Source organism: Psychroflexus sp. MBR-150 (assembly GCF_053628795.1).
On the sequence record NZ_JBRJHB010000005.1, the window covers coordinates 16,529 to 43,513 of the forward strand.

The window sequence follows — 26,985 nt, forward strand, 5'->3', positions numbered from 1 at the left end:
GAAAAAAATTAGTGGTTAAACCTTAAACTGTTTGTTTTCTGAATGCAGTTTTCTCAAAAGCGGGCTACATCGGTAGCGGTCTTCGTGATATTGGTGGTATAAATCGTCCATACGTTGCTCGCACCAGTGAATGCCACGTTCATTGGCCCAAGCCAAAAGTCCTTTCGGATAGTTGACACCTTTGGTCATTGCCAATTCTACATCTTTAGCTGAAGCAATATTGAGATACAAAGCATCGGCAGCTTCATTGATAAGCATAACTAAAATTCTATTTAAAATTTGATAACCTAATTTCTCATCTTTAACAGGTTTTGGATTCACGGTTTTATCATCATAATTATAAAAACCTTTACCCGTTTTTCTTCCTAAATAACCTGCTTCGGCTAAGCGTTTTTGAGTGAATGAAGGTTTATATCTCGGATCGTAATAAAAAGCTTTAAATACGGTTTCCGTCACGGTATAATTGACATCGAGACCAATAAAATCCATCAGCTGAAATGGTCCCATTTTAAAATGCCCTAATTCTGTCATTGCCCAATCTATTGTTGCTACGTCAGCAATGCCTTCTTCAAGAATTCGCAAAGCTTCGCCATAAAATGGACGAGCCACACGATTGACAATAAAGCCTGGTGTGTCTTTAGCTTTAACAGGGGTTTTTCCCCAAGAATCTATCATTTTAAAAACCTGATCAAAAATCACTTTATCGGTTTGAACTGCTGGAATAATCTCAACCAACGGCATCAAAGGTGCAGGATTAAAAAAATGAACCCCTAAACATCGCTCAGGGTTTTTTAAAGCTGAAGCAATTGAAGCAATAGACAAGGATGAAGTGTTGGTTGCTATTATCGCATCATCAGAGACTATTTGTTCCAAATCTTTAAACAAACCTTGCTTAACCTCAAGATTTTCAACGATGGCTTCAATGCAAAATTCAACGCGTTTAAAATCGTTTAGGTTTTGAGAATAGCTTATCCGATTTAAAATTCCATCTTTCTCCTCAGCTGTGATTCGAGATTTTTCAATCAAGCGGTTTAAAATCTTTATTAGTTTTTGTTCAGATTGCTTTAAAGCATTTGGATTTTTATCAAACAAAACCACTTCACAACCTTGAGTTGATGCGATTTGTGCAATTCCGCTTCCCATGGTTCCAGCCCCAATAACACCTATAGTCATATTCTATTTTTAGTTCAAATATAGGATTATTAAATCAAATAGACTTGGCTTCATATTGAATGTATATTTAACGTGAGTTCGATATAAATTCCAATAAAATATATTCCAATAAAATACAGATATTTAATCATTTGTAATGTTGACATAGCGAAGCATGAGCGACGAGACATCTCAGTAGGATGAGATTTCTCTTCATTCTTCGTTCGAAATGACAAAATTTGCTAACAAAAAGATGTGATTATCTGATTTACAGCTTTCAATAAATCAAACTCACGTTATTTACTTTATTTAGTTAGTGTTTATTATGGAATGTTTAGATAATTATGTTGGCAATAATTTTTCGACCAACTTGCCAATACTCAAACCCTGCACTAAAATGGCAAAAATAACAATGATAAAGGTGATTTGAATAATAACATTGCCATAAGCTGTACCAGACAGACTAAAAGCCAAAGCCAGGGAAATACCACCACGCAAACCACCCCAAGTTAAAACAGCAGAAGTTTTGAATGCTGAATATTCTTTATGATTTAAAAAGCTATAAGGTAAAAACACTGAGACAAAACGTGAAATTAAAACCAATACAATAGCGATGAGTCCTAAGATGATAACTGTGTTATCGAAAGTGATGAGGTGCAGTGTTAAACCTATTAAGACAAACAAGACGCCGTTGAGAATTTCATCTAAAATTTCCCAGAAATTATTGAGTTGTTCAGTACACATTTGATGTTTATGATGATTAACATCTAATTTGTTGCCAATGATCAAGCCTGTCATGACCATTGCCAAAGGTCCTGAGATGTGTAATAGCGATGCCACAGCATAACCGCTTACTACAATAGCAATACTCATCATTACAGCCAAGTGCGGATTGTCTTTTGTGGCTTTGATGCTATAGTAGCCTACAAAACCAATTAAGCTACCAAACGCCAGACCACCAACAGTTTCTTTAAGAAATAAAAGTCCAACTTCTTTACCAATCCCAACATCTAATTCAGGATGTTTGAGTTGAGCAATGAGCAACATCGCAGAAAAAACCACCACACCAATACCATCATTAAATAGCGATTCGCCTTCAATTTTCATTTTGAGGCTTTTAGAAATATCGTATTTTTTTAAAATGGCTAAAACAGCAACAGGGTCAGTAGGAGAGATGAGTGCACCAAAAACCAAAGCATAAGTAAAATCCAAATTCACGCTTAAAAGTTGGGCTGCAAAATACACCAAGCTACCGACTAAAATAGTAGAAATTAAAACCCCAAAACTCGCAAAAAGCAAAACCGACCAGCGTTCGCGAGCCAAATCTTTGATGTTGACGTGCAATGCACCAGCAAATAAGAGGAAACTCAATAAAGTATCTAATAATAATTTTTCAAAATTGGAATTGATCACTAAATCATAAAAAAATTGATAAACTTCAGGGAAGACATTTTTAATAGAAATTAAAATCACAACCGTGATAAGACTTAAAATCATCAACGCTATGGTGTTGGGAAGTTTTAAAAATTTATAATTGATGAAACTGAAAAGTGAAACTAAGGCTATGACAATGCTAAACGATTCGAACATAAGATTTTCAATTGGTGTTAAACGATGTAGATTGATTTTTTAAATTTCGACAATATTTCTCATAATAGTCACTTTAAAATTAACTAAATTACGGTTTTTAAAATAATATACGATGAATTGTATTATCGCTAGCACGTCCACCATTTATGGAAGTAGCTATCTAGAATATTTAAAACCCACATTATCAGAACATTTCAAAGAAGTTAGAGAGATTTTGTTTGTTCCTTTTGCAAGACCATCAGGATTGACCTACGATGAATATACAGCAAAGGCTAAAGACGGTTTGGCATTTTTAAACGCCTCTGTAAAAGGTTTACAAGAATTTGAAAATTATAGAGAAGCAGTCAAAAAATCCAAAGCTATATTTGTTGGTGGCGGTAATACGTTTTTGCTGGTTAAAACACTCCAAGAATTGGATTTGATGTCTGTTTTAAAACAAAAAATTTTATCAGGAACGCCTTATCTCGGCACAAGTGCTGGGAGCAATATTTGCGGACCAAATATGCAAACCACAAACGATATGCCTATTGTGATGCCTAATTCTTTTGAAACTTTAGGGGTTTTGCCGTTCAACATCAATGCACATTATATTGAAACCGAGCCGAATTCAAAACACAAAGGAGAAACTCGACGAACGCGTATTAAAGAATTTCAAGTGTTTAACAACGTTAATGTTGTTGGTTTAAAAGAAGGCAGTTGGCTTGAGGTGAGAGGTGAAAATATTATGCTCAAAGGAGAACATGAGGCTATTTTGTTTAAACCCAATGTACCACCAAAAACCGTAAGCACAAATTCAAAATTTTAGTTTGAGATAATATGTATGGTATTGTTATGTCTGCTCGTTATCACATTGATGATGCAAGTCTGTAATTGGGTAAAATCAATAATTATAGTTCATGGCAAGGATTTGTTTATTGCTTGTTTAATACCAAATGTTATTCTGTATATATGGAATCTTTAAAATATTATACTTTTAAGAATTTTGTTCATTCAAATTGGTGTAAAACGTTAACAAAAATAGTCAGCGTTTAAATTACACTTTCATACCCAAAAAAAGTATAAAAAAATAGGCGATACAGGAGTGATTTCAATGCTTTTGAATCGTGCCAAACTTTATACTTAACCTAAAGTTTGATGCTACTAAATCGCCTACTTTTATTAACCATTAAAGGCTTAATGTTCAATTTTTATTGTTAAAATAACCTATATTAAATTCACTTTGACATCCACATTTCCTTTCAAAGCTAATGAATATGGGCAAGTTGAGTGAGCTTTATCTAAAAGTTCTTGTGCCTTTTCTTTTTCTATGCCTTTAATATCTACATCTATAGTTGCCGTTAATCCGTAGGATGTTGAATTGTACATTGCCAAACCAATCTTGGCTGTTGTAGCTGATTCAATATTAAGTTTTTCAGCACGAGCAATCATCTGCAAAGCATTGTCAAAACAGGCTGAATATCCTGCTGCAAATAATTGTTCTGGGTTGGTGTATTTTCCACCATCTCCACCCATTTGTGTTGGTATTTTTAAATCTAAATCTAACACGCCATCTGAACTTTTTACGTGTCCGTTTCTACCACCTTTTGTTGTTGCTGTTGTTTCAAATAATTGTTTCATTTTTATAGTTTTTATTATTGTTCGTTTTGTTTTTGTAATATGTTTATAAGCTTTTTAAGACTATTTTGAAATAAAATAAGATTCGATTCATTGAAATCATCTGTTCTAAAAATATTCTGGATTTTTATAGGAATTTCTTCAGCTTTATTTTTTAGTTTTCCCCCTTTTGTCGTTAGCGATACGTTTACTGTCCGTTCATCTTCCATAGACCGAGAACGGTTAATAAGTTGTTTTTGTTCTAAACGTTTCAATAGTGGAGTGAGTGTATTTGATTCTAAAAACAATTTAGAACCAATATCTTTAACAGTCATTTCTTTATATTGCCATAGTACCAGCATCACCAAATACTGAGGATAAGTAATATCTAAGGGTTTTAGATATGGCTTATATGTTTTTGTAGTTAGGCGAGATGCTGCATAGAGGGGAAAACACAGTTGATTCTCAAGCTTTAATTGTTCACAAGATTTGTTCATATTTTTTTTATTTTATTAATAAGCTAAACTAAAGCACCTGTTGGCCACAAAACCCAAAGAATTAAAACAGGCTGAAAGAATAATCGAATGAATCTCTTGTAGTTTGCATCAAGGTCAAAAGCACTGATTTCATTAGTATGTTGTGAAATTTTATCAGGAAAATTTAACGCATAAAATATTGATAAAATTATCCCAATCTTTACTCTGAACTTAGTGGGAGAAACCATTGCAAATCCCAGTAAATTTTTCAGTGCAATATTAGAATGACCTATAAAGTTCATAAATTCAGTATAGTAGGACAACCACTGAGGTGTTTGTGCCAATAGCTCTTGTCTTTGAAATTTTAAATGTTCTAAACCCACTAACATCGTAAAACCTCCTAAAATCACTTGAACTGTTTTTTGAATAAGTGATATTTCATCATTCATATCGTAAAAGATTTAATCGTTCACGATGCAAATATAATCATTTATTTTAGAAAGCTTTGGTTTTTTAAATTTAAACATCAATTTTTTTTGTTTAATTCAAATTTTCACTCTTAAATTTTACGTTAGTCGAGGGACTAAAGTTTCTACGAGTCTATGAGGGAATGCACACAACTCTCTTGTAATTGTTGGAATTTTTTCTTGTTTTGATTTAGGCGTTTAGCTAATATTTTTAATGTGCTGATTATTAATTGTTTGCATTTATTTTATAGTAAGGTTATAAATCTTTGCGTTCATTGTGTCCCTGCCTGTCCATTCAGGCTGTTCTGTGGTGAAAATAAATAACTGTAAAGACGCCAAGATCGCAGAGGAAACTGTACTACTATTAAGCAAGTACCTAAGTCAAAATTTTATAAAGTTTAATTCACATCTTCATATTCTAAATAATTCCGCTTAACAAATTCTAAAGCGGTTTTTAAAATATGTCCCATTGTTCTGGCACGTTTAAACTTGATGTCTTTGGTATATTCTACTAGTTCTTTTCTGAGTTGCAATACGTTTTCTTTAGTCGATACATGGTCTTTTATCATGCTTCTAATCAGCATTCTAAATCGTTTTTCAGAGGTGATTAATCGTTTGGCAACTTGTGAGCGTTCTTCTTTCTTGTATTGCAAAATGGAAGATTCTTCTAAGTGTCGTTCCACCAACTTGACCATGGTGTAGTTTTCTTTAAAAAATTGTGGACGATACACATTGAGCTTGCCCTCGTAGCACTGTTGGTCAAAATCTATGGCTCTGATTTTGTAGTCCACGTGGTCAAAATCGTGTGTAGGAATAACTACGTAATTGTAAGACCGCATATCGCCAAGTAATCTCAGTAAGCATCGCTCATTAAATTTAACAAACTGCTTAGCGATTTGGTTTTTTTCGAGATGGTCACAATCGTCTAAAAATTCTTTGATAAACACATCGCCTGGAATACCTGAAATGTGCTCTTCTATCAAGGTGTCTTTATAAACCAAAAAATTGATGCGATGTGGCGATAAAATATGTTCGAAATCTAAACCATAAATTCGAGACGCATCGGCTTTTTTGACATAAAAATAGGTGAAATTGTCGTTTAAAATATTTCTTATCTTAATGCGAAAGGGTTTTGAATTACCAAAAGTGCAAAAGTCAATAGCATCAACATTTAAGAAGTCAAGGTTGCCACTTTTACCATCGGAGTGCAAAATGGTGTAAACCTTTTTAAGGCTTTCGTCTATTTCTTCTCGTTCAAAATCTGGATAATAGCAACTTACCCAAAGTGTGTCTTCATCGTTTTTGTCATAAACCGCTACGGAGCCAGAAAAGCGCATCAAATCGTCATAAAACACTGGGATTTTGGTTTCACGGTTATAAATTTTTAGATACTTAGCCAAATTTTCATTAATAGGAAAAGACGGCTTTTTTTGTGACATGAGCTTTTGCTCTTCCATAACTTATGGGTTTTGTTGGTTAAAAAAAGCTTTGGCACGGTCTAAATCTTGTGGAGTGTCTATGCCAAAACTGTTTTCTTGGGTTTGAACCATTTTAATGGTTTTGCCGTGTTCTAAAAAACGGATACATTCTATTTGTTCAGCGGCTTCTAAACCTAACATCGGTAATTTTGAAAAATCCAGAATGGCTTGTTTTCTAAAAGCGTAAATGCCTTTGTGTCTGTAATATTGAACAGAAATTGTTTGATTTCTATGATAGGGAATCGGCGATCTTGAGAAATACAAAGCGAAGTTTTGTTGATTCACAATCACTTTCACATAGTTGGGGTTTTGGATGTCATCAAGGTCATTTAGTGGTGTCATCAGTGAAGCTAAATCAATTTGCTCGGCATCGTTTTGATGGAAAACATTGAGCAAGTTTTCTAAACTGTCTTTATCGGTAAAAGGTTCATCGCCTTGTACATTGACAACAATATCAGTATTTATTGTTTCAACGGCTTCAGCAATACGGTCGCTACCGCAACGGTGTTCTTTTTGGCTCATCATAACTTGACCGCCGTGGCTTTTGATATCATCAACAATCTCTTGGCTATCGGTTACTACAATGACTTCATCAAACAATCCTGTGGCTTTTGTGTTAAGATAGGTTCTGACAATGACACTTTTGCCACCGAGATCTTGCAAAAGCTTTCTAGGAAATCTCGTGGCTTGCAATCTGGCTGGTATCATTGCAATGACATGTAAATTTGAGTTTTTCATGTGTTGAACGTAATTAATTTTTCATCAAAAGATACAGATTTAAACCCAAATTTTTGACAAATGACTTGCAAAGTTTTTGGACTGTAAAAGAATACGTGCGTTGGATCGTTTTTGTAATGCCAGTTTTTAAAATTTTCTACTGAAAAATCATTCGTTATCATTTTGGTTTTGCAGTATAATTTAGCATTGGGTTTTAAAAGATTTTTGAGTTTTTCAAATTCTTGATTTGGCTCATAAAAATGTTCCATCACTTCACAACAAATGATAAAATCATATTCTTCATTTTCATAGGAAGAATCGGGATAAAAATACGGATCGTAAAGTGTGATGTTATAGTCTTCATGCTCTAAAACATAGGTTGCAACTGGACCAGTGCCACAGCCATAATCTAAACCCTTGGTGTCTGATGAGAAATCTCTTTTAACTGCATTTGTGATTGGACTGACAAAGCTTTGGTAACGCTTATCGTGAACGTCGTTATTATGCGTACGGTAGCGTTCTTCTTCAAAGTCTGCATCCACAAAATATTTTGATGGTTTAAAAATTGACAAACAGTTTGAACAGCGGTAAAAATCTTGTGGAATATTAAAGCAACTACAAAACCAATCGGCTTGATGCTGACATAATGGACAAGGTGTTGACGCTTGAGTTGGCGACATTTAACTTACAAGGATTTAATTTTTCTCAATTTGATTTCCCACATTTCGAGTTCATCTTTAAGTTTATCGATATTGTCATAAACTTCTTTGACTAACGGACTTTCTTTGTCAGATTCTGAGAAAAATTGCAAGTTATTTTCAAATTGATTGATTTTGCTTTTTGTATCGCTGATTTTGGTTCTTAAAAATTGTTCTTCTTTATAGATTTTTTGGTTGTCATCAGCTTCTTCTAAACCTTGAAGTCGATTTTCATATTTTAATAATTCGGCTTCTGTTTTGTTAATTTTCATTTTATTGAACAACTGATCTAAAGCTTTGTTGAATTTGCCTTCGATGTATTTTTTTTGCTGAGGCACTAGACCTAAAGACTTCCATTGTTCTATATAAGATTTGATGGTTTTTAAATCTTCGTCTTTTTTGCCTTTAAGTTTTAGGTTTTTAACTTCATCTAACAAATCTTTTTTAGCCCTAAATGCTTCAAATTCTTCTTGATTTTCTTCATTTTTATGGGCGTGAAATCTATCAAAATAGTGGTTGCAAGCGGCTTTAAATTGTTTCCAAATTTTATCTGAATGTTTGCGAGGCACAAAACCAATTTTTTTCCAATCGGCTTGTATTTTTTTCATCAGTGGTGTTGTGGTTTCAAAGTCGTCGCTGTCTTTGTTGTCTTCAGCGATTTTGATAAGTTCTAACTTCTTTTCAAGATTTTCGTTTTGCTGATGTTTTAAATTTTTGTAAAACGCATTTTTTGAGCGGTTAAAGCGTCTGGTTTGTTCTTTAAAGGCTTTCCAAACTTTTTCGTTATCTTTTTGAGGTACACGACCTGCTTTAAAAAACAAATCTCTTAACTCTTGAACAAGTTTAATTTGTTTTTGGGCATGTTTGTGAGACTTGATTTCGGTATCGGCTAAAGTTTCGATCTGTTTGATGATATCGAGTTTAACATCAAGATTTTTTTCTCGTTCTTTATCGAGTTGCTCAAAATGAGCTTTTCGGTTATCGTGTATTTTTTTGGTGGCTTCAGAAAATCTATCCCAAATTTCGTCTCGGTATTCTTTGGCTACAGGACCGAGTTCTTCTTTCCACATTTTGTGCAACAGTTGCAATTCTCTAAATGCTCTGTTGATGTCTTTTTCTTCGACCAATTCTTCAGCTCGATCAATAATTTTCAATTTTTGGTCAAGATTGTATTGAAAATCTAAATCTCTAAATTCTCTATCGAGGTGTAAGAAGTCATAAAATCGTTCAACGTGGTGATGATAAGTTTTCCACAATTTAGAATATTCATTTCTTGGTACTGGTCCAGCGTTTTTCCAGCGTTCTTGAAGGTCTTTAAATTGGTTAAATGTAGCTTTCATATCGCCACCACTTCCAATCATATTTTTAAGTTCTTCAATTAAAGCCAAGCGATTTTTGAGGTTTTCGTTGAGATTTTTCTTGAGTTTTTTGTAGTAAGCATCTCGTTTTTCACGATATTCAAAATAGATGCGATTAAACTTAGTTTTGACTGGAGATGAATAATGAAAATCTATAACATTGCCACCGTCTTCAATAAACTGTTCTTTCTTTTCGTCTATGATTTCATTAAACTTTTTATCAAAAGCTATTTTTATTTGTGTGACGTGTTCGCGAATGGCTTGAACTTTTTCTTTTTTTAAGAGTTTTTCAAGTTCAATCACCAACTCATCCATGGACATAGCATCGTAGTCTTTGAGCTCTATCTCGTGTCTTGAGGCGTTGTGTTCATCTTCAGAATCTTCGGCATTGGCTTCATCGATTTCTTTGTGATGTTCGTCGTCGTCAGAAGTATTTATAGTATCATCATTTGATTGGTCTTGTGGTTCAGTATTTTCAGATTTATTTTTTTCTTCCGAAACTTCTTGTTCAGCGTCAGGTTTATTTTTATCTGTGTTTGAATCTATTGTAGTATCAGCGTTTTTATGAGAGGTTTCTATGTTATCAACAGATTCTTTTTTGTCAGAAACATCAGATGTTGAAGAGTTGTCAGGTATATCTGTTTGTTCTGGTTTTAAATTTTGGTCTGAAGGGTTTTGCTCATCTTTTTCAGATGATTTTGTATTATCATCTTTCAACAATTTTTTTTCCTGATGATTATTATTGTTTATAGTGTTTTGATTATCACTATTTTCAGGATTTTCACTCTCGGTTTGATGACGTTCAGGGTTGGTGTTTTTTGCTTTATCTTCAGACATATCTTTCAATGTTTAGGTTCAAAAATTAAATATAGTAAAAGATGCAATATAACCCAACAAATTTAGAATTTAAGCAGAGTTTTTTATAATTTTATTAAGTTTCTAAATTCCTTAGACGTTGAATCTAAAATTCATCACATCGCCATCTTTAACGATATAGTCTTTGCCTTCTATTCTGAGCTTGCCCGCTTCTTTGATTTTGGCTTCACTGGCATATTTATCGTAGTCTGCAAAGCTTATGACTTCAGCCCTGATAAAGCCTTTTTGAAAATCAGTATGGATAACGCCTGCAGCTTCTGGAGCTGTTGCACCTTTGCGTACTGTCCACGCTCTTACTTCTTTTTCGCCAGCGGTAAAATAGGTTTGTTGGTTAAGCAAGTCATAAGCGAAACGGATTAATTTTGAGACGCCAGGTTCTTCAAGGCCGATGTCTTCAAGAAACATTTGGCGTTCCTCATAAGATTCTAATTCGGCAATATCAGCTTCAATACCAACAGCTAAGGTTAAAACTAAAGCCTTTTCATTTTGACTTATGGCTTTTATTTTTTCTACCATATCATTGCCACTAACAGCATCATTTTCGTTGACATTGCAAACATACATCACAGGTTTATCAGTAATAAATTGAAGGGGTTTTACGAAAGTTTCCCAATCTTCATCATCCAAGTCTAAGCTTCTTACGGATTGACCTTGCTCTAACCAAGAAACGATTTTTTGAAGAATTTCAGCTTCTTTTTGTGCTTCTTTTTGACCTGTTTTGGCGGCACGTTTAACTTTTTCTAATTTTTTTTCAGCAGTTTCTAAATCTTTTAGTTGTAATTCAATATCAATGGTTTCTTTATCTCTAACTGGATCGACATTACCGTCAACGTGAACAACATTATCATCTTCAAAACATCTCAACACATGAATAATAGCATCGGTTTCTCTGATGTTTCCCAGAAATTGATTGCCTAAACCTTCGCCTTTGCTTGCACCTTTGACCAAACCAGCAATATCAACAATTTCAACCGTTGCTGGAAGAACTCGTTGAGGGTTGACAATTTCTGCGAGCCGTTCTAATCTTGGATCAGGCACGTTAACTACACCAATATTGGGTTCTATGGTGCAAAAGGGAAAATTAGCACTTTGTGCTTTGGCGTTAGATAATGAGTTAAATAAGGTAGATTTGCCCACGTTAGGTAAACCAACAATTCCTGCTTTCATCTTTTAAAAATTTAGTTTGCAAAAGTAAGCAATGTTTATGATTTGATGATTATTAAAATTCTAAAAGACTTTAAACCGATTAATCGCATAGCCTCATCAACCTATAACCCTATATACTCAAATTCTTATTTGGGCTTTGGACTAATAATTTCTACATCTTGAAAAGCAATTGCTCCTTTAATCACACCTTTTATCGTTTCTTGTAAAGCCTTTATAATTTGCAATTTGAGTTCGCTTTTGTGATAAATCAAACTCACTTCTCGAGCAGGTTTAGGGTCTTTGAAATTTTTAAGGTTTTTTTTGAGTTGATTTGAAAGGTCTAAAGTTTGAAGATATGGCAATAAAGTCATACCTAAACCTTCGTGAGAAAGTTTGATGAGTGTTTCAAAACTTCCACTTTCTATTTGATATGGCAAGTGATGATTTGTATTTCTGTTTTTACAAATATTTAGAATGTTATCCTTAAAACAATGGCCATCTTCAAGGAGTAAAATATCGTTAGAATCTAAATCATCAGGAGATAAATTAGCCTTAGAATGTAGCTTGTGAGACTCTGGAATATAGCCTACAAATGGTTCGTAATACAAAGGTTTTTCAACAATGTTTTCGACTTCAAGTGGCGTTGCAGCAATGGCAGCATCGATTTGTCCAGATTTGAGTTTTGCTATAATGTCAGTTGTATTGAGTTCTAAAATTTTCAGATTGACTTTTGAATAGCGATTGATAAAGTTTTTAAGAAACATAGGTAATAAAGTTGGCATAATTGTAGGAATAATTGCCAGTTTGAATTCCCCACCGATATAGCCTTTTTGCTGTTCTACAATATCTTGAATTCTATAGCTTTCATTGACAATGTTACGGGCTTGTGCAACTATTTTTTGACCAACTTGGGTTAAAGCAATTGGCTTTTTATTTCTGTTAAAAATTTCAACACCTAGTTCATCTTCTAATTTGTGAATTTGCATACTCAATGTAGGTTGAGTTACAAAAACGTGCTGTGCAGCTTTGGTGAAATTTTTATGCTCAGCAACGGCTAAAACATATTGTAATTGAGTAATTGTCATTATAGTTTTTATTTATGCAAAGATAAGTAAACTATTGTAAATATCTATTTATGTCTTCTATTAAAATTTATATCTTTGGAAAAAACATACTATGAAATCAATCAAATCTAAGCTTTCATTAATTTTAGGTATTATCTTTTTAATATCATGTTCTTCAGACGATGATGCTATGAATGATGTCAACGAAGGCGACGACAATACTAACGACCCTAATATAGAAGAAGTTGCAGAAAATTTTTTTCCATTAGTGGTTGGTAATTCTTGGGATTATGAAAACACCTTGTCTTCGCCTAGTCAACAAGATATAGTTAGCAATGAAACCTTATCTGTGTCAACAACATCAGAAGTAAGCGGAGATACAGTTTATGAATTAAACTCTGATAATCCTGTGGGTTCGGGACCTGTAACCTTGGCGTTATCACAAGGTAAACTTAATAAAAGTAATAGTTCATTATTATATACAGGTGAATTTGGATTAGGTTTAAATAATTTTCCTGAAATCAATTTCACTTTAGAAAACACTGTAATTTTTGACACTTCTGTAAGTTCAGGTACAGAACTCTTTTCACAAGATGAAACAATAGAGCAAGAATTTCAAGGTATTCCTTTGACCATTGATTATACCTTGACAACTATTAAGGGTGATAATTTTGATACTTATGAAACTAATGGTGTAACTTATGATAATGTGATAAGCTCTCAATTGATAGTCAATTTGGAAATTACTGCTAATATTACAGATCCTTTGCCTGTAAGTGTTACTATTGTTCAAAGCCAAGACGCTGTGGTAGTGACCAACTTTTTTGCTGATGGTGTAGGTTTAATAGAGAGTGAAACTGATACAGCTATTGTGTTTGAAGACATCACTTTGCCAATTCCAAATTTACCTTTAGATGACATCAGTTTTAACACCCTTCAAGTGTTGACAGATTATAATGTAACTTTAGAATAATTATAAAAAGTTAGCCTTTATTATAGCTTTCAGCATGCACGTTAGAAACCGCTCGTCCTGATGGATCGTTCATGGTTTTAAATGAGACATCCCATTCCAAAGCAACTTCAGAGCTACAAGCCACAGATGGCACAGAAGGAACGGTTTTGGCAGCAGTTTGACTGGGAAAATGTTCAGCAAAAATACTTCTGTAATAAAACTCTTCTTTGCTTTTTGGAGGCTGATAGGGGAATTTAAAATGTGCATTTTTCAATTGGTCATCACTAACTTTTTGATTTACTTTTTCTTTCAAAGTATCTATCCAAGAATAGCCCACGCCGTCAGAAAATTGTTCTTTTTGTCGCCATGCAACTTCTTGGGGCAATAAATCTTCAAAAGCTTTACGCAAAACCCATTTTTCAATTCTACCATCTTTTATCATTTTATCTTCTGGATTGATGCTCATAGCCACATCAATAAATTCCTTGTCTAAAAACGGCACACGACCTTCAATGCCCCAAGCTGCAAGAGATTTATTAGCTCTTAAGCAATCGTATAAATATAATTTATCTAATTTTCTAACGGTTTCTTCATGAAAAGCTTTTGCATTTGGTGCTTTATGGAAATATAAATAGCCACCAAATAATTCGTCAGAACCTTCACCAGACAAAACCATTTTAATCCCCATAGCTTTGATAGCTCTAGCCATCAAAAACATAGGTGTTGAAGCTCTAACAGTGGTTACATCATAAGTTTCAAGGTGGTAAATCACATCTTTAATCGCATCAAGTCCTTCTTGAATAGTAAAAACTATTTCATGATGCACTGTATCGAGATGTTCAGCAACAAGTTTTGCCGCTTTTAAATCTGGCGAACCTTCAAGGCCTGTAGCAAAAGAATGCAGTTTTGGCCACCAAGCTCCAGTTTTATCGTGTTCTTCTACACGTTTTTCTGCATATTTTTTAGCCAATGCAGAAGTGATTGAAGAATCTAAACCACCAGAGAGCAAAACGCCATAAGGCACATCGCTCATTAAATGTCTGTGTACAGCTTGATCAAGTGCTTCTCTAATTTTTTCAATTGAAGTTTTGTTGTTTTTGACATCATCATAATTTCTCCACTTGGGGTGATACCATTTTTGAAATCCTTCAGATTCTTTAGTCATAAAATGTCCAGGAGGAAAAACTTCAATTTTTTGACAAACACCTTCAAGGGCTTTTAATTCAGAAGCAACATATAAAACGCCGTTTTCATCCCAACCTACATAAAGCGGTATGATTCCCATATGGTCTTTAGCAATGAGATAATCATCTTTTTCGCAATCATAAAGTGCAAAACCAAACATACCGTTAAGTTGATTTAAAAAAGTATGACCCTGTTTTTGATATAGTGCCAAGATAACTTCACAATCAGATTTGGTTGTAAAATGGTAATCTTCTACAGTTAGTTTTAACTCTTCATGGTTATAAATTTCGCCGTTAGCCGCTAAAACCATATTTTGATTTGAACTAAAAATAGGTTGTTTACCCGAAGTTGGATCCACAATTGCTAAACGTTCATGAGCTAAAATGGCTTTTTCATTAGCATAAATACCACTCCAGTCTGGTCCGCGATGACGGAGTTTTTTTGACATTTCTAAAACTTGAGGTCTGAGTTGTTCAGCTTTAGTTTTTAAATTGAATGCACATACTATTCCACACAAAACTTATTTATTTATAGGTTAAAATCAAGGGCTAAATATCGATTAAATAATTATTTTTACAATTGATAAGTATTAACTTTTTTAATTTATAATTCATTTTTATGAATGTTTTGAAATTAAATGGTATTATTGATATTTTGATAACTAAAAAATAATTTGACTGCGATATTATAGATTTATGAATAAAGGAACATTGATTTTGAACGATAAACAAATTCAACATAAAATTAAACGCATTGCGTTTCAGGTTTTAGAATTTTATGATGGCAAAGAAGATCTTGTTATTGCTGGAATAGCTGAGAATGGTTATATTTTTGCACAAAAGTTGGTCGATCAAATCAAAACCATAAGCGATATTAAACCTTTGCTTTGTGAAATAAAAATCGATAAAAAACACCCACAAATTCAACCCGAAATCAGCTTAAACAAATCGGATTATCAAGATAAAAGTTTGGTTTTGGTCGATGACGTTTTAAACACAGGAACGACCTTAATTTATACCGTTAAACACCTTTTAGATGTAAATTTAAAAGAACTGAAAACCGCAGTTTTAGTTGATAGGAGTCATAAAAAATTTCCGATTAAAGCTGATTATAAAGGCATTTCACTTTCTACATCTTTAAATGAAACCGTAATTGTCAATTTTGGAAAAACTTCAACAGCTGAATTGGTATAATGCATGTAGATTTTAAGTCAGGTTGGCAATACAACTTGTAAAAGTGAAAAACTTTAGCATTCTATTTCAACCCATTGATGGTATAATTTTATTATTTTTGAATAAATAAAAATATTATGAAAATCAAACATATTTCATTTCTTACTTTCATAGTTTTGATGTTGGTCAATTGCAACACAAATCCTTTTACGGGTAAAAAAACGATGGCCTTTGTATCCAACGAAAAGTTGATTCCTATGTCTTTTCAGGAATATAATAAGGTGATAACTGAAAACAAAGTTATTAAAGGCACAACAGAAGCAGAAACACTTAAACGGGTTGGAAATAAAATAAAAGTTGCAGCAGAACGATGGCTTGATGCAAACGGCTATCAAGGTTATACTAAAGATTATGAGTGGGAATTTAATCTTATAGATGATGATGAAACTGTCAATGCTTGGGCTATGCCTGGTGGAAAAGTTGCATTTTATACAGGGATTTTACCTATTGCTGAAAATGAACGTGGCATAGCAACCATTATGGGTCACGAAGTAGCTCACGCCTTAGCCAATCACGGTCAACAGCGCATGAGTGCTAGTATATTGCAACAAGTTGGTGCTGTGGCAGGTTCAGTTGCTTTAAGCGATCAAGACCCAGAAGTGCAACAAGGTTTTATGTCGGCTTATGGTGCGGGTTCTCAAGTACTTGGGATGTTGCCCTTTAGCCGTAAGCACGAAACTGAAGCTGACAGAATTGGTTTAACATTAATGGCTATTGCAGGCTACGACCCAACCGATGCCTATAAACTTTGGGAACGCATGGCTAATGCTGGAAACGGAGAGCAACCACCTGAATTTTTAAGTACACACCCTTCACACGAGACTAGAATTAGTAACCTTAAAAATTGGGCGTCTGAAGCTAAGGAAACCGCTAAAAAGTTTGGCGTTACTTCATTTAAATAGGGTCTAAAACAAACAGTTACATGAAGTCAATTTTATCTAAAGGTCATCCTAAATTGCTTCATGCTTGGGCGTTTTATGATTGGGCTAATTCAGTTTATAGCCTCGTCATTTCTTCGGCTATTTTTCCTGTTTATTATGGTGCGTTAACCTTAACCAAAAATGTTAAAGGTGAAGTTATTAACGACCGTGTTGAATTTTTTGGATTTTCTTTTAACAATGATGCACTTATCAGTTATACCACAGCTTTAGCTTTTTTGGTAGTTGTGATTATTAGTCCAATTTTGAGTGGAATTGCAGATAATTTGGGTAACAAAAAACGCTTTATGCAGTTTTTTTGCTACCTCGGTGGAGTGTCGTGTATCGGTTTATATTTTTTTGAATTAGAATATTTAGGTGTTGGACTTTTATTTTACTTTTTAGGATTGATTGGTTTTTGGGGTAGTTTGGTGTTTTACAACTCATATTTGCCTGATATTGCACATAAAGATCAACAAGATCAAGTCAGTGCAAAAGGTTTTTCTTTAGGCTATATTGGGAGTGTGATTTTGCTGTTGCTATGCTTAGGAATGATACTTAATTATGAGATGTTAGGTTTTGAAAGCGAGAGTTTGCCAACGCGATTATCATTTGTTTTAACAGGAATTTGGTGGATTGGTTTTAGTCAATACAGTTTTTATTATTTACCTCAGATCAAAAATGAAAATTCCAAACCTTTAAAGCAGATTATTTTAGGCGGTTATAAAGAATTAAGACAAGTCTATAGAAAAATTAAGTTGGCATCAAAATTCAAACACTTTTTAACCGCTTTCTTTATGTATAGTATAGCGGTTCAAACCATTATGCTGATTGCAACATATTTTGGGGTTAAAGAAATTCAATGGCCAAAAGGCGATGCTACTACTGGATTGATTACAAGTATTTTACTGATTCAATTTGTGGCAATTGCAGGTGCTTTTTTTGCTGCAAGACTCACAAAACATTACGCCAATGAACGCGTGCTAATTGGTATTAACATCATTTGGGTTGGGGTTTGTATCTATGCTTTTTTTATAAAAACACCAATTCAGTTTTATGTTGCTGCCTTTTTCGTCGGTTTAGTAATGGGTGCGATACAAAGTTTGTCGCGATCTACTTTTTCAAAATATATCCCAGAAACGGAAACCGATACCACATCTTTTTTTAGTTTTTACGATGTTACCGAAAAAATAGGTATTGTGATTGGGATGAGTATTTACGCTTTAGTAGCTCAATTGACAGGCAATGTGCGTTATGCTATTTTAGTGCTTTTGCTTTGTTTTGTATTCGGAATTTATAAACTCTTTCAAATTTTAAAACTGTCTAAAAGGTAGAAATCTCTCATTTTTAACAATTTAATGGATACTTAAAAATCTAAAAAACTTATATTTATACAGTTAAAATGCTTTATATGTATCCCACCGACTAACTACATATTTGACACATAATAATTTGAGCATAGATTTGATGTCTTAAAAAACATCAACTATGTTAACATTACATGACACACTCAAATTTGAGTTATACTTAGAACCAACCGACATGCGAAAGAGTTTTGACAGCCTATCAGGTATTGTAAAAACAGAACTTAAAGCAAACCCAACTAGTGGAACAGCTTATTTGTTTGTCAACAAGCTACGCAATAAGATAAAGATTTTGCACTGGCGTACTGGTGGCTTTATATTGTATTACAAACGACTTGAAAAAGGAACTTTTACACTTCCTGATTATGAAAAATCTGTGCGAAGTATCATTTTAGATTATGCTCAATTAGTCTTACTTTTTGATGGCATAACCATAGGAAATTTAACACAAAAAGAACAACAAAAAGCTGTATAAAGCTTTGTCATTACTGATATTTTACGTATTTTTATATCGTGATGACGTATCAAGAATTACTCAAAAAAAACGAAGAAAACAGCATTTTTATAAAAAATCTAAAAGCAAAAAATGCATCACTACAAGCTCAATTAGATCAGCTTGTAAAACTCATTAACGGCTTCAAGTCTGAACGCTTTGTTTCTAATGAAGTATCTAATGAGCAATTCAATCTGTTTTCAGATACCAACCAAGAGATAGAAGCGTCAGAAGAAGAACCATCGCAGACTATAACTTACAATCGTAAGAAGAAAAAACACCATGGGCGTAATAAACTACCTGAACATCTACCAGTAAAAGAAGTTATCATTGAGCCAAAAGAAGATACAGAAGATTTGGTGAAAATTGGAGAAGAAGTTTCAGAAACCTTAGAATATACCCCAGCAAGCTTAATAAAAAGACGCACGATACGACCAAAGTACGCCAATAAAAGTAAGGACAAAATAATCATAGGTGAGTTACCTACTCGTCCTATCCCAAAATCAATAGTTGAAGCTTCCCTGTTAGCCTATATATTAACGGCTAAATTTGTTGACCATTTACCTTTATACAGACAAATTCAACGTTTCAAAAGAGAATTTGGTTGGGAAGTAGCTCAAAGCACAATGTGCGATTGGGTTGATAGCTGTTGTCAACTATTAGATCCGCTATACAATACCTTAAAACAAAAAATATTAGAATCCGATTACATACAAGCAGATGAATCCCCGATTAAAGTATTAGACAAAGACAAAAAAGGAAGCACCCACCAAGGTTACCAATGGGTATATCGCAACCCCTTGCAAGGTCTTGTATTATTCAATTATCACAAAGGACGTGGGCAACACGGTTCTAAAGAGATATTACTCAATTACCAAGGCTATTTGCAATGCGATGGCTACCAAGTATATGATAAAATTGGGCAACAACAAGGTATTACATTAGTAGGATGTTTGGCACATGCTCGAAGAAAATTCTTTGATGCAAAAGACAATGACTCAACTATAGTAAATAAAATTCTTGAACAAATTCAAAAAATATATCTCGAAGAAAGAGAAATAAAAAAAATAGCAAAAGAAGACTTAGCACTCAAGCAAAAGTTACGAGAAGAAAAAATAGCTCCAAAACTTGAGCAAATAAAAACTTGGATAGAAGCACAAAGCATAAAGGTATTACCTAAAAGTGCAGTAGGTAAAGCTATGAGTTATTACCTCAATCAATATCCAAAAATAAAAGCCATTACATTAGATCCGAGATTAGAGTTAGACAATAATCTAATTGAAAACGCCATACGTCCGCTTGCACTAGGAAGAAAAAATTATCTTTTTGCTGGATCACATAAGGGAGCTCAGAACATTGCTATAATGTACTCTTTATTTGCAAGTTGTAAAATCAATAATGTAAACCCACAAGAATGGTTGAGAGACGTACTTGAAAAAATACCAGATTATAATATTCAAAAACTTGAAGAATTACTCCCTAATAATTGGATACAAAATCATAAATAACATGTAGTTGCTCGTGGGGATACCTTTATATGAGTTTGAACCTTAAATATTTATTTGTTTTATGTGTTATTTTTAACGCATTGTTGTCTTGTTCAAATGAACCTTTTGAAGGCGAGCTTAATTCAATAGATTCTGAGGTTGATATTGGCTCAGGAGATGAAAATCCTGTTGATGGAAATGATGAAGAGCCTGAGGAGACCATTTATGCCACAGCAAAGTTAGACGGTGAACTTTTTATAGGAAATGCTTTTGAAGTGGAAAACATCAATGACAATGCTATGCGTTTATCTTTTTTTTCAGATTTAGAGCAACAAATATTTATAATTTTACCGACAACACCATTAGAAAGCGTTTTTGATGTGACTTCTACAGAAAATTCTGAGTTTGTGTATTCAGGTGCTTTTATCAATTCGGTAGGCAATGTTTCTGAAAGCACTTTTAATTCTATAGCCAACTCTGGAACAATTGAAATATTAAATTATAACCCTCAAACTGGTGAACTCAGTGGAAAATTTGCATTTGATGTAGCAACGTTCAACAATAATGGCATCGTGATTTCTGAAGGTGAATTTGAAGTAGTGCTTGAGTAAGATTTTAAAAAAAAATCACTCAAAAATCGCCTTAACAATTGTCATAATTCCTTTAAAAATACAAAACATGGCACCAAAAAAGAGTAAAAATCCTATGATAACGACTGGTAAAAAATAAGTATGGTCTTGATTATTAAACGCAGAATATAAAACAGACGGACCTAAAAGCGACAGAGGTAAAGCAGCTGCTAAATATTTTATCCCTTTTTTAAGTAACTCTTTATTGGTGTGTTTTCTGTCCATTGGCTATGGCTTGTCTTACGCTTTTATGTTGGTTTAATAATTGTTTTGCTTTAGCTTCGCTTACTTTTAAAGCTTCACGAATCATTTGCACACCTCGATTGACGAGCTTGTGATTACTCAATTGCATATCTACCATTTTGTGACCTTCAACGCGACCGAGTTTTATCATTAATGCAGTAGAAATCATATTCAAAATCATTTTTTGTGCCGTGCCAGCTTTCATACGAGAGCTACCAGTAACCACTTCTGGTCCAACAACCACTTCTATTGGAAAATCTACAGCTTTGGCTAAAGGGCTTTTTGGATTGCAAGTGATACAACCTGTTGGAATATTGTGAGATTTACAATGTTCAATAGCACCAAGCACATAAGGTGTCGTGCCTGAAGCAGCAATGCCAATCACGATATCGCCTTTGTGGATATTGTAAGCTTGTAAATCTTGCCAACCTAATTCAGTATTGTCTTCAGCAAATTCTACGGCTTTTCTAATGGCTTGATCACCACCAGCAATCAGTCCAATCACCACATCATCACTGACGCCAAAAGTTGGTGGACATTCGCTGGCATCTAAAATCCCGAGTCGGCCGCTTGTGCCTGCACCAATGTAAAACAATCGACCGCCTGAAGAAACTTGTTTGACCACTTCTTTTATTAAGGTTTCAATTTGGTATAATGATTTTTGTACGGCTTTTGCAACAGTTTGATCTTCTTTATTAATTATCTTAGTCAATTCAGAAACTGATTTTTGTTCTAAATCATTATAATAGGAATTTTGCTCTGTTATTTTTTTAAAATCTTCTGCCATTATTGAACGGTATATATAAATTGATCTGTTTCTGATAAGCTAAAATACCCAAAAGGAAAGTGATCTGGGTTGGTTTCATTTATAATATTACCACGAACGGTTGCAGGCTGAGTTTGAAAAGGACCACCAGATGAACCAATTTGATTGAGAAGCACAAACATATAATCGTGAAATTGTTTAGACAACCCAAAGTTTCTGATAGTTACTTGATCACCCGTTGAAAGCTCTTCTTCTCTATATAGTGCAAAAATTGTGTTTCCATCAAAAAATTCATCATCAAATATTTCTGTGATTGGAAATTGAACAAAGTTGACAAAAAAGGTGAATAAATAAAAATTATCTTCTCCAGCTGGGTCAGTATAGTAGGCTTTGAGTTCAATTTCATCACCACTAAAGCCAGCATCATTGCGTTGAGTGACGGAGTCTATTCTTACAACAGGCATAAAAGTTTCTTCAGCGGTATAAATTTCATCGTCAACTTCTACTTTTAAGTAATATTTTTCCATTAAGTCCGCATCAAATTGAAAAGTTCTATAAAATCCAGCAGTGTCGTGAACAAATTCAAAAATTTGTCCATCGTCTTTAGTAACAGTAACAACAGCATCATCTACTGTGGTCAAACTATCTTCAAAAAAACCACGGGTTTTGGTAATTCTTACTTGTTGATTATTGCCTGTAAATCCTTTTTGTCTAAACATTGAAGCTTCTATAACCAATCTTTCTTCAGCTTCATTTAAGTCAACATCAATCACATCTTCACAAGATAAAATCAGGAAAAAACTAAAAAACAAAATCATGTATTTTTTCATAAATCAATTATTACTTAGCATTTTAATACTTTTTTCTATTATAAACTTAAAACTCAATATTATAACTAACAGATGGCACTATGCCAAAGATAGAAAATCTTACGGCTTCATTTTGCCCTGTGTTTCTATTTTCTTCAAAACTTATAGATGCTGCATTTTTACGACTGTAAACATTGTAAATCCCAAAATTCCAATAGCCTTTCCATTGTCTTTCTTTTTGGGGTTTCGGTTTATAGGTTGCCGACAAATCTAAACGATGAAATGTTGGTAAACGGTCATTGTTTCGTCCTTCAAAAACGGGAACAGTCAAACCTTGAAAACTAAACTGACCCACTGGAAAATTCACAGGCTGACCTGTGCGTAGCGTAAAATTGAGATTAAACGTCCATTGCTTATTCCATTGATAGTTTGCTAAAACGGTTAAATCGTGGGTTTTGTCATAATTTGCTAAATACCATTCGCCATTGTTGATGCCAGGCTCATTCGTAAATCTTCCTGGAGTGCGTTGCTCAGCTTGAGATAGCGTATAAGCAATCCAACCATTGAATCGTCCTCTGTTTTTCTTTAACATTAGTTCTAGACCATAACTTCTGGCTTCACCGTTTAGGGTTTCTTGTTCAATGGCATCAGTGGCGATTAAATCTGCACCGTCTATAAAGTCGAGTTTGTTGTTAGTTGTTTTATAAAAGGCTTCAAGTGATAAATCAAATTGACTTTGTTTTAGGTTTTTGAAATATCCCACTGCAAATTGATCGAGTTGAAGCGGTTTTAAAAATGGTCCACTTGGTGCCCAAACATCAACTGGTGTTGGTGAATTGGTGTTGGAAATCTGATGAAGATATTGAGCCATCCTATTATAGCTAACTTTGACAGATGAATTATTATTGAAGGCATAAGCCATAGAAATACGTGGTTCAAGATTATGATAGGTTTTAATAACGTCAGAACGGCTATCACTTCGAGTTCCAATGGGTTCTGCTCGTTGATAAATCCCAAATTGTTGATTATAAATTAAAGGTAAATCATTGTCATATACATTCAATTCGTCTTGTCCTAATCTAAAAAAACTACTCCAACGCAATCCATATTCTGCGGATAGATTATCGGTTATTTGATGTTCTGCAGATAGAAAAACAGCGGTTTCAACAGCATATTTTTTGGTGAGTTGGTCTTCGTTGATTCCTGAGTCTTCACTTGTAGGCTTTATTTTTCCAGGATTGAAAATGTAGTAAAAGCTATTCAGTCCATAATTTAATTGAAACTCGTCTGATATGTAATGATTGAAGTCGTATTTAAAGTTCAGATTTTGTATCTCACTTCTAAAATTAAATCCAACATTTTCTGTGTCCAAATCAAAAATATATTCTCCGCCAATGATAGCTATATTACTAAATAACTGATCGTTAAATACGTGATTCCACCTCAAGTTAACAAAACTGTTACCATAAATATTTGTAAAACTGCCGTCTAAAGAGAAGAAATCCCGACCGAAATAACTCGACAATATCAGTTTGTTATTTTTGTCAAAAATGTAGTTTCCCTTAGCCGTAAAATCATAGAAATAAGCAGAATTTGGGTTGTCTGAAAGTTTTAGAAACAAGTGTGCATAAGTAGAACGACCACTGATTAAAAAAGAACTTTTATTTTTTTGAATAGGACCTTCCATTAGAAGTTTGCTTGAAATAATGCCAATACTTGCTTCGCCTTGAAGTTCTTTGTTGTTGCCATCTTTTTGTTTGATGTCTAAAACCGAAGAGACACGACCGCCGTATTGTGCAGGAATACCACCTTTATAGAGTTTCAAATCCTTGACAGCTTCGGGGTTAAACACTGAAAATAAGCCAAACAAATGCGAAGAGTTAAATATAACAGCTTCATCTAAAAGGATTAAATTTTGGTCAGCACTACCACCGCGGACGTTAAAGCCTGACGAGCCTTCGCCTACATTGGTAACGCCTGGAAGTTGGATAATAGACCTTAAAACATCAGATTCGCCAAACACAACAGGGATTTGTTTTATAGTGGATTGTTTGAGACGGTTTAAGCTCATTTCTGGTTGACGGATATTTTGCTGTTCAAAATTATCAGTAATAGTGATTTCATCAAGCTGCTCTGAAGATGGAACTAAAAAAAAATCTTTTTTAATATCGCGGTCAAGTGTAATTGTTTCATATAATGTTTTAAATCCTATATAGCTGATAGTCAGCGTATATTTTCCCTTTGGAAGCGTTAAAGAATAAAATCCATAAGCATTGCTAACCGTGCCAGTATTGAGTTCTTCGACAATCACGTTGACACCAAGAAGCGTTTCGTTATTTTCAATGTCTTTTATACTACCGCTAATGCTAAATTTTTCTTGAGAAAAACAGGTTAAGCTAAAAACAACTAGCATTAAAGAACAGATGAATTTCATTCTAAGGTTAATGTTTTGGAGAGTTTTTGCCTGCTTTATAAGTCCACAAATATAAAAGTCTATGTGCTTGTAATGCTTTGATTTATTTATAATTAAATCTTAAAATCAAGACTGAAAAATAAAAATAGCTGGGCGTTTGTGCAAATCGGGTTTTTCAGTTTGCCATTCTTTGATGCTTTTGGTTAAAATAAATTCTGAAGTCAAAGTCAAATCTACAGCGACACAAAGTTGAGTTTGGGGTTTAAGCGTTTTTAAAAACGTTTCAAAAAGTTGTTCGTTGCGATAAGGAGTTTCTATAAAAATTTGAGTTTGATTGTTGATTTCTGAGTGCTTTTCGAGCTGTTTGATGTGCTTTTTGCATTCGGCTTTTTCAATAGGTAAATAGCCATTAAAGGCAAAATTTTGCCCGTTTAAACCACTTGCCATTAAAGCTAAAATAATGGAAGACGGTCCAACTAAAGGAACAACTTTTATATTTTGGCGATGGGCAAGATTCACCACTTTTGAACCTGGATCGGCTACGCCAGGACAGCCCGCATCTGTCATCAAACCAATGTCTTGTCCTTCTTCACAGGGTTTTAAAAATTCGGGAATTTCAATGTCTTGGGTAAATTTATTAAGAATGTTGATCTCTAATTTATCTTGACTTTTTGATGGCACAATTTTTTTGATAAATCGACGAGCTACTTTTTCATTTTCAACAATGTAGTGATTTATATCTGTAATTTTTTTTCGAATAGAAAGTGGCAAAACTTCAAGCGGTGGTTGGTCGCCAAGTCGAGTAGGGATTAGGTAAAGCTTTCCTTTTTGATCCATATTTTAAGTTGTTGTTTTTAATTTTTTATAATCTTCAAATATAAGATTTATAGCTTCGTCTAAAGAAGTATAGCTTAAACCTAAATCTTGAATCGATTTTTTGTTGTTAAAAACTTGCTTTGAATAGATTTGTCTTATCGTATTTAAAGTGATTTGTGTTTTTTGAGGTTTAAACAAACTTAAAATATTTTGAAATGCCCAGAGTAAATACAAAATTGGTTTATTGACTTTGTATTTTGGAGGTTTGCAATCAAAAACTTTTGCTATTTTTTCCATCACATTTTTAAAACTCGTGTTTTCAGCCACTAAGATATAACGTTGATTTTTTACATCAGATTGCATAAGTTTCAACATCGCTTGAATGACATCGTCTATAAAAACAAAACCTGTTTGTTTAGGTGGATAGAATTTAAAGTTATTTAAAACTTTATCAAAAATCAAACCGCTACCAGAGTCAAAAAAACCTGATCCTAAAATCACACCAGGATTGACAATAACAACATCTAAACCTTCTTGAGAAGCTCGCCAAACTTCCATTTCTGCACCAAATTTAGTGATGCTATAGCGACTGCAATACCGCTCTGTGTCTCTTGGGGCTTGTTCGTCTGTAACAGTTGAGTCTGTATATTGACCTAAAGTAGCTACTGAACTGACGTGACAAAATTTTTCAACTTGATTTGCAATAGATAGATTTACCATATTGGCTGTGCCTTCTATATTCACTTTTCTCATCATGTTATAATCACGAGGCGAATTGCCAACCCAAGCTGCACAATGGTAAACAAATCTAATATTTCTAAAAGCTTGTTCTAACTCGGAAATGTTTAAAATATCGGCTTTAATCCATTCAATTTGACTAATTTTATTTTGAAATTCAGCAGGTATTAGAGTTTTTAAAAAGTTTATGGTGTATTTTTTTTTGTCTTCACTTCGGTATAAAGCTCTGATGTTTTCCGTGTTGTTAACACACAGATTTTTGAGTAAATGCGTTCCGAGAAATCCTGTAGCACCAGAAATTAAAATCATTCGGTAAATATAAACAA

Annotated in this window: 26 protein-coding genes; 8 read left to right on the forward strand and 18 right to left on the reverse strand. The window is 33.8% G+C overall.

The genetic code is table 11. The features are described 5' to 3' along the window. Window positions 1–15: 15 nt before the first annotated feature. Window positions 16–1,173, reverse strand: a complete 1,158-nt coding sequence (locus tag ACSSV5_RS04040) for a 3-hydroxyacyl-CoA dehydrogenase NAD-binding domain-containing protein (RefSeq protein ID WP_454244874.1) — start codon at window positions 1,171–1,173, stop codon at window positions 16–18. 321 nt (window positions 1,174–1,494) lie between these two features. Further along, window positions 1,495–2,742: a cation:proton antiporter gene (locus tag ACSSV5_RS04045; RefSeq protein ID WP_454244875.1), complete on the reverse strand. Its 1,248-nt coding sequence runs from the start codon at window positions 2,740–2,742 to the stop codon at window positions 1,495–1,497. Window positions 2,743–2,854: 112 nt separating this feature from the next. On the opposite strand from ACSSV5_RS04045, the gene pepE reads away from it, so the two are divergent. Continuing rightward, window positions 2,855–3,547, forward strand: coding sequence for a dipeptidase PepE (pepE, locus tag ACSSV5_RS04050; RefSeq protein ID WP_454244876.1), 693 nt, complete (start codon window positions 2,855–2,857; stop codon window positions 3,545–3,547). A 398-nt stretch (window positions 3,548–3,945) separates the two neighbouring features. Here the strand turns inward: pepE and ACSSV5_RS04055 are convergent, their stop codons facing one another. The 9 genes from ACSSV5_RS04055 to ACSSV5_RS04095 all read right to left on the reverse strand — a co-directional run bounded on the left by ACSSV5_RS04055 (window position 3,946) and on the right by ACSSV5_RS04095 (window position 12,636). Continuing rightward, a complete protein-coding gene (locus tag ACSSV5_RS04055; protein WP_454244877.1) occupies window positions 3,946–4,359 on the reverse strand; it encodes an organic hydroperoxide resistance protein in 414 nt (137 codons plus the stop codon). A 14-nt stretch (window positions 4,360–4,373) separates the two neighbouring features. After that, on the reverse strand, window positions 4,374–4,832 hold the full coding sequence (locus ACSSV5_RS04060; protein ID WP_454244878.1) for a MarR family winged helix-turn-helix transcriptional regulator: 459 nt from the start codon (window positions 4,830–4,832) through the stop codon (window positions 4,374–4,376). Between the two features lie 23 nt (window positions 4,833–4,855). Then, complete coding sequence (locus tag ACSSV5_RS04065) at window positions 4,856–5,260, reverse strand: hypothetical protein (RefSeq protein WP_454244879.1); 405 nt, start codon at window positions 5,258–5,260, stop codon at window positions 4,856–4,858. A 416-nt stretch (window positions 5,261–5,676) separates the two neighbouring features. Further along, the gene (locus tag ACSSV5_RS04070) at window positions 5,677–6,735 is read right to left on the reverse strand and encodes a hypothetical protein (RefSeq protein ID WP_454244880.1); all 1,059 of its coding nucleotides are present in this window, start codon (window positions 6,733–6,735) and stop codon (window positions 5,677–5,679) included. A gap of 3 nt (window positions 6,736–6,738) precedes the next feature. Beyond that, window positions 6,739–7,494, reverse strand: a complete 756-nt coding sequence (gene kdsB / locus ACSSV5_RS04075; protein ID WP_454244881.1) for a 3-deoxy-manno-octulosonate cytidylyltransferase — start codon at window positions 7,492–7,494, stop codon at window positions 6,739–6,741. Continuing rightward, the gene (locus tag ACSSV5_RS04080; RefSeq protein WP_211064547.1) at window positions 7,491–8,153 is read right to left on the reverse strand and encodes a class I SAM-dependent methyltransferase; all 663 of its coding nucleotides are present in this window, start codon (window positions 8,151–8,153) and stop codon (window positions 7,491–7,493) included. The genes kdsB and ACSSV5_RS04080 overlap by 4 nt, the downstream gene beginning before the upstream one ends. 5 nt (window positions 8,154–8,158) lie before the next feature. Then, entirely contained in the window at window positions 8,159–10,366 is a 2,208-nt protein-coding gene (locus ACSSV5_RS04085) for a DUF349 domain-containing protein (RefSeq protein WP_454244882.1), read from the reverse strand. Window positions 10,367–10,477: 111 nt separating this feature from the next. Next, window positions 10,478–11,572: a redox-regulated ATPase YchF gene (gene ychF, locus ACSSV5_RS04090; protein ID WP_454244883.1), complete on the reverse strand. Its 1,095-nt coding sequence runs from the start codon at window positions 11,570–11,572 to the stop codon at window positions 10,478–10,480. Between the two features lie 125 nt (window positions 11,573–11,697). Further along, window positions 11,698–12,636: a LysR substrate-binding domain-containing protein gene (locus ACSSV5_RS04095; RefSeq protein ID WP_454244884.1), complete on the reverse strand. Its 939-nt coding sequence runs from the start codon at window positions 12,634–12,636 to the stop codon at window positions 11,698–11,700. A 91-nt stretch (window positions 12,637–12,727) separates the two neighbouring features. Here ACSSV5_RS04095 and ACSSV5_RS04100 point away from each other — a divergent pair, with 91 nt between their 5' ends. Next, a complete protein-coding gene (locus ACSSV5_RS04100; RefSeq protein WP_454244885.1) occupies window positions 12,728–13,588 on the forward strand; it encodes a hypothetical protein in 861 nt (286 codons plus the stop codon). 10 nt (window positions 13,589–13,598) lie between these two features. On the opposite strand, the gene asnB is transcribed toward ACSSV5_RS04100, so the two are convergent. After that, window positions 13,599–15,269 carry an asparagine synthase B gene (asnB, locus tag ACSSV5_RS04105; RefSeq protein ID WP_454244886.1) on the reverse strand — a complete coding sequence of 557 codons (1,671 nt, stop codon included), beginning with the start codon at window positions 15,267–15,269 and terminating at the stop codon, window positions 13,599–13,601. 178 nt (window positions 15,270–15,447) lie between these two features. On the opposite strand from asnB, the gene ACSSV5_RS04110 reads away from it, so the two are divergent. From ACSSV5_RS04110 to ACSSV5_RS04135, 6 genes are all read left to right on the forward strand, one after another. Then, entirely contained in the window at window positions 15,448–15,945 is a 498-nt protein-coding gene (locus ACSSV5_RS04110; protein WP_211064542.1) for a phosphoribosyltransferase family protein, read from the forward strand. Between the two features lie 116 nt (window positions 15,946–16,061). Beyond that, window positions 16,062–16,886 carry a M48 family metallopeptidase gene (locus tag ACSSV5_RS04115; RefSeq protein ID WP_454244887.1) on the forward strand — a complete coding sequence of 275 codons (825 nt, stop codon included), beginning with the start codon at window positions 16,062–16,064 and terminating at the stop codon, window positions 16,884–16,886. A 20-nt stretch (window positions 16,887–16,906) separates the two neighbouring features. Continuing rightward, window positions 16,907–18,235 (forward strand): MFS transporter, encoded by a 1,329-nt coding sequence (locus ACSSV5_RS04120; protein WP_454244888.1) that lies wholly within the window; start codon window positions 16,907–16,909, stop codon window positions 18,233–18,235. A 154-nt stretch (window positions 18,236–18,389) separates the two neighbouring features. After that, complete coding sequence (tnpB, locus tag ACSSV5_RS04125; RefSeq protein ID WP_211064476.1) at window positions 18,390–18,740, forward strand: IS66 family insertion sequence element accessory protein TnpB; 351 nt, start codon at window positions 18,390–18,392, stop codon at window positions 18,738–18,740. Between the two features lie 41 nt (window positions 18,741–18,781). Next, the gene (tnpC, locus tag ACSSV5_RS04130) at window positions 18,782–20,266 is read left to right on the forward strand and encodes an IS66 family transposase (protein ID WP_454244889.1); all 1,485 of its coding nucleotides are present in this window, start codon (window positions 18,782–18,784) and stop codon (window positions 20,264–20,266) included. A gap of 29 nt (window positions 20,267–20,295) precedes the next feature. Continuing rightward, on the forward strand, window positions 20,296–20,856 hold the full coding sequence (locus tag ACSSV5_RS04135) for a hypothetical protein (RefSeq protein WP_454244890.1): 561 nt from the start codon (window positions 20,296–20,298) through the stop codon (window positions 20,854–20,856). A 15-nt stretch (window positions 20,857–20,871) separates the two neighbouring features. Here ACSSV5_RS04135 and ACSSV5_RS04140 read toward each other — a convergent pair whose 3' ends face one another. From ACSSV5_RS04140 to ACSSV5_RS04165, 6 genes are all read right to left on the reverse strand, one after another. Next, window positions 20,872–21,099, reverse strand: coding sequence for a DUF6095 family protein (locus ACSSV5_RS04140; protein ID WP_454244891.1), 228 nt, complete (start codon window positions 21,097–21,099; stop codon window positions 20,872–20,874). Beyond that, on the reverse strand, window positions 21,077–21,904 hold the full coding sequence (murQ, locus tag ACSSV5_RS04145) for an N-acetylmuramic acid 6-phosphate etherase (protein ID WP_454244892.1): 828 nt from the start codon (window positions 21,902–21,904) through the stop codon (window positions 21,077–21,079). Before murQ ends, ACSSV5_RS04140 begins: the two co-directional genes overlap by 23 nt. After that, entirely contained in the window at window positions 21,904–22,713 is an 810-nt protein-coding gene (locus ACSSV5_RS04150; protein WP_211064529.1) for a DUF4249 domain-containing protein, read from the reverse strand. Before ACSSV5_RS04150 ends, murQ begins: the two co-directional genes overlap by 1 nt. 46 nt (window positions 22,714–22,759) lie before the next feature. After that, the gene (locus ACSSV5_RS04155; RefSeq protein WP_454244893.1) at window positions 22,760–25,126 is read right to left on the reverse strand and encodes a TonB-dependent receptor; all 2,367 of its coding nucleotides are present in this window, start codon (window positions 25,124–25,126) and stop codon (window positions 22,760–22,762) included. Window positions 25,127–25,231: 105 nt separating this feature from the next. After that, window positions 25,232–25,942: an SAM-dependent methyltransferase gene (locus ACSSV5_RS04160; protein ID WP_211064527.1), complete on the reverse strand. Its 711-nt coding sequence runs from the start codon at window positions 25,940–25,942 to the stop codon at window positions 25,232–25,234. Between the two features lie 3 nt (window positions 25,943–25,945). After that, entirely contained in the window at window positions 25,946–26,968 is a 1,023-nt protein-coding gene (locus tag ACSSV5_RS04165) for an SDR family oxidoreductase (RefSeq protein ID WP_454244894.1), read from the reverse strand. Window positions 26,969–26,985: the final 17 nt, after the last annotated feature.

What these genes read in the sequence shown, in the direction of transcription:
- ACSSV5_RS04135 (WP_454244890.1), top strand. Translation starts at nt 20,296, where the DNA reads ATGAGTTTGAACCTTAAATATTTATTTGTTTTATGTGTTATTTTTAAC.
- ACSSV5_RS04155 (WP_454244893.1), bottom strand. Translation starts at nt 25,126, where the DNA reads ATGAAATTCATCTGTTCTTTAATGCTAGTTGTTTTTAGCTTAACCTGT.
- kdsB (WP_454244881.1), bottom strand. Translation starts at nt 7,494, where the DNA reads ATGAAAAACTCAAATTTACATGTCATTGCAATGATACCAGCCAGATTG.
- ACSSV5_RS04160 (WP_211064527.1), bottom strand. Translation starts at nt 25,942, where the DNA reads ATGGATCAAAAAGGAAAGCTTTACCTAATCCCTACTCGACTTGGCGAC.
- ACSSV5_RS04150 (WP_211064529.1), bottom strand. Translation starts at nt 22,713, where the DNA reads ATGAAAAAATACATGATTTTGTTTTTTAGTTTTTTCCTGATTTTATCT.
- murQ (WP_454244892.1), bottom strand. Translation starts at nt 21,904, where the DNA reads ATGGCAGAAGATTTTAAAAAAATAACAGAGCAAAATTCCTATTATAAT.
- ACSSV5_RS04140 (WP_454244891.1), bottom strand. Translation starts at nt 21,099, where the DNA reads ATGGACAGAAAACACACCAATAAAGAGTTACTTAAAAAAGGGATAAAA.
- tnpC (WP_454244889.1), top strand. Translation starts at nt 18,782, where the DNA reads ATGACGTATCAAGAATTACTCAAAAAAAACGAAGAAAACAGCATTTTT.
- ychF (WP_454244883.1), bottom strand. Translation starts at nt 11,572, where the DNA reads ATGAAAGCAGGAATTGTTGGTTTACCTAACGTGGGCAAATCTACCTTA.
- ACSSV5_RS04115 (WP_454244887.1), top strand. Translation starts at nt 16,062, where the DNA reads ATGAAAATCAAACATATTTCATTTCTTACTTTCATAGTTTTGATGTTG.
- ACSSV5_RS04060 (WP_454244878.1), bottom strand. Translation starts at nt 4,832, where the DNA reads ATGAACAAATCTTGTGAACAATTAAAGCTTGAGAATCAACTGTGTTTT.
- ACSSV5_RS04045 (WP_454244875.1), bottom strand. Translation starts at nt 2,742, where the DNA reads ATGTTCGAATCGTTTAGCATTGTCATAGCCTTAGTTTCACTTTTCAGT.
- tnpB (WP_211064476.1), top strand. Translation starts at nt 18,390, where the DNA reads ATGTTAACATTACATGACACACTCAAATTTGAGTTATACTTAGAACCA.
- ACSSV5_RS04055 (WP_454244877.1), bottom strand. Translation starts at nt 4,359, where the DNA reads ATGAAACAATTATTTGAAACAACAGCAACAACAAAAGGTGGTAGAAAC.
- ACSSV5_RS04110 (WP_211064542.1), top strand. Translation starts at nt 15,448, where the DNA reads ATGAATAAAGGAACATTGATTTTGAACGATAAACAAATTCAACATAAA.
- ACSSV5_RS04085 (WP_454244882.1), bottom strand. Translation starts at nt 10,366, where the DNA reads ATGTCTGAAGATAAAGCAAAAAACACCAACCCTGAACGTCATCAAACC.
- ACSSV5_RS04165 (WP_454244894.1), bottom strand. Translation starts at nt 26,968, where the DNA reads ATGATTTTAATTTCTGGTGCTACAGGATTTCTCGGAACGCATTTACTC.
- ACSSV5_RS04100 (WP_454244885.1), top strand. Translation starts at nt 12,728, where the DNA reads ATGAAATCAATCAAATCTAAGCTTTCATTAATTTTAGGTATTATCTTT.
- ACSSV5_RS04040 (WP_454244874.1), bottom strand. Translation starts at nt 1,173, where the DNA reads ATGACTATAGGTGTTATTGGGGCTGGAACCATGGGAAGCGGAATTGCA.
- pepE (WP_454244876.1), top strand. Translation starts at nt 2,855, where the DNA reads ATGAATTGTATTATCGCTAGCACGTCCACCATTTATGGAAGTAGCTAT.
- ACSSV5_RS04070 (WP_454244880.1), bottom strand. Translation starts at nt 6,735, where the DNA reads ATGGAAGAGCAAAAGCTCATGTCACAAAAAAAGCCGTCTTTTCCTATT.
- ACSSV5_RS04095 (WP_454244884.1), bottom strand. Translation starts at nt 12,636, where the DNA reads ATGACAATTACTCAATTACAATATGTTTTAGCCGTTGCTGAGCATAAA.
- ACSSV5_RS04080 (WP_211064547.1), bottom strand. Translation starts at nt 8,153, where the DNA reads ATGTCGCCAACTCAAGCGTCAACACCTTGTCCATTATGTCAGCATCAA.
- ACSSV5_RS04120 (WP_454244888.1), top strand. Translation starts at nt 16,907, where the DNA reads ATGAAGTCAATTTTATCTAAAGGTCATCCTAAATTGCTTCATGCTTGG.
- ACSSV5_RS04065 (WP_454244879.1), bottom strand. Translation starts at nt 5,260, where the DNA reads ATGAATGATGAAATATCACTTATTCAAAAAACAGTTCAAGTGATTTTA.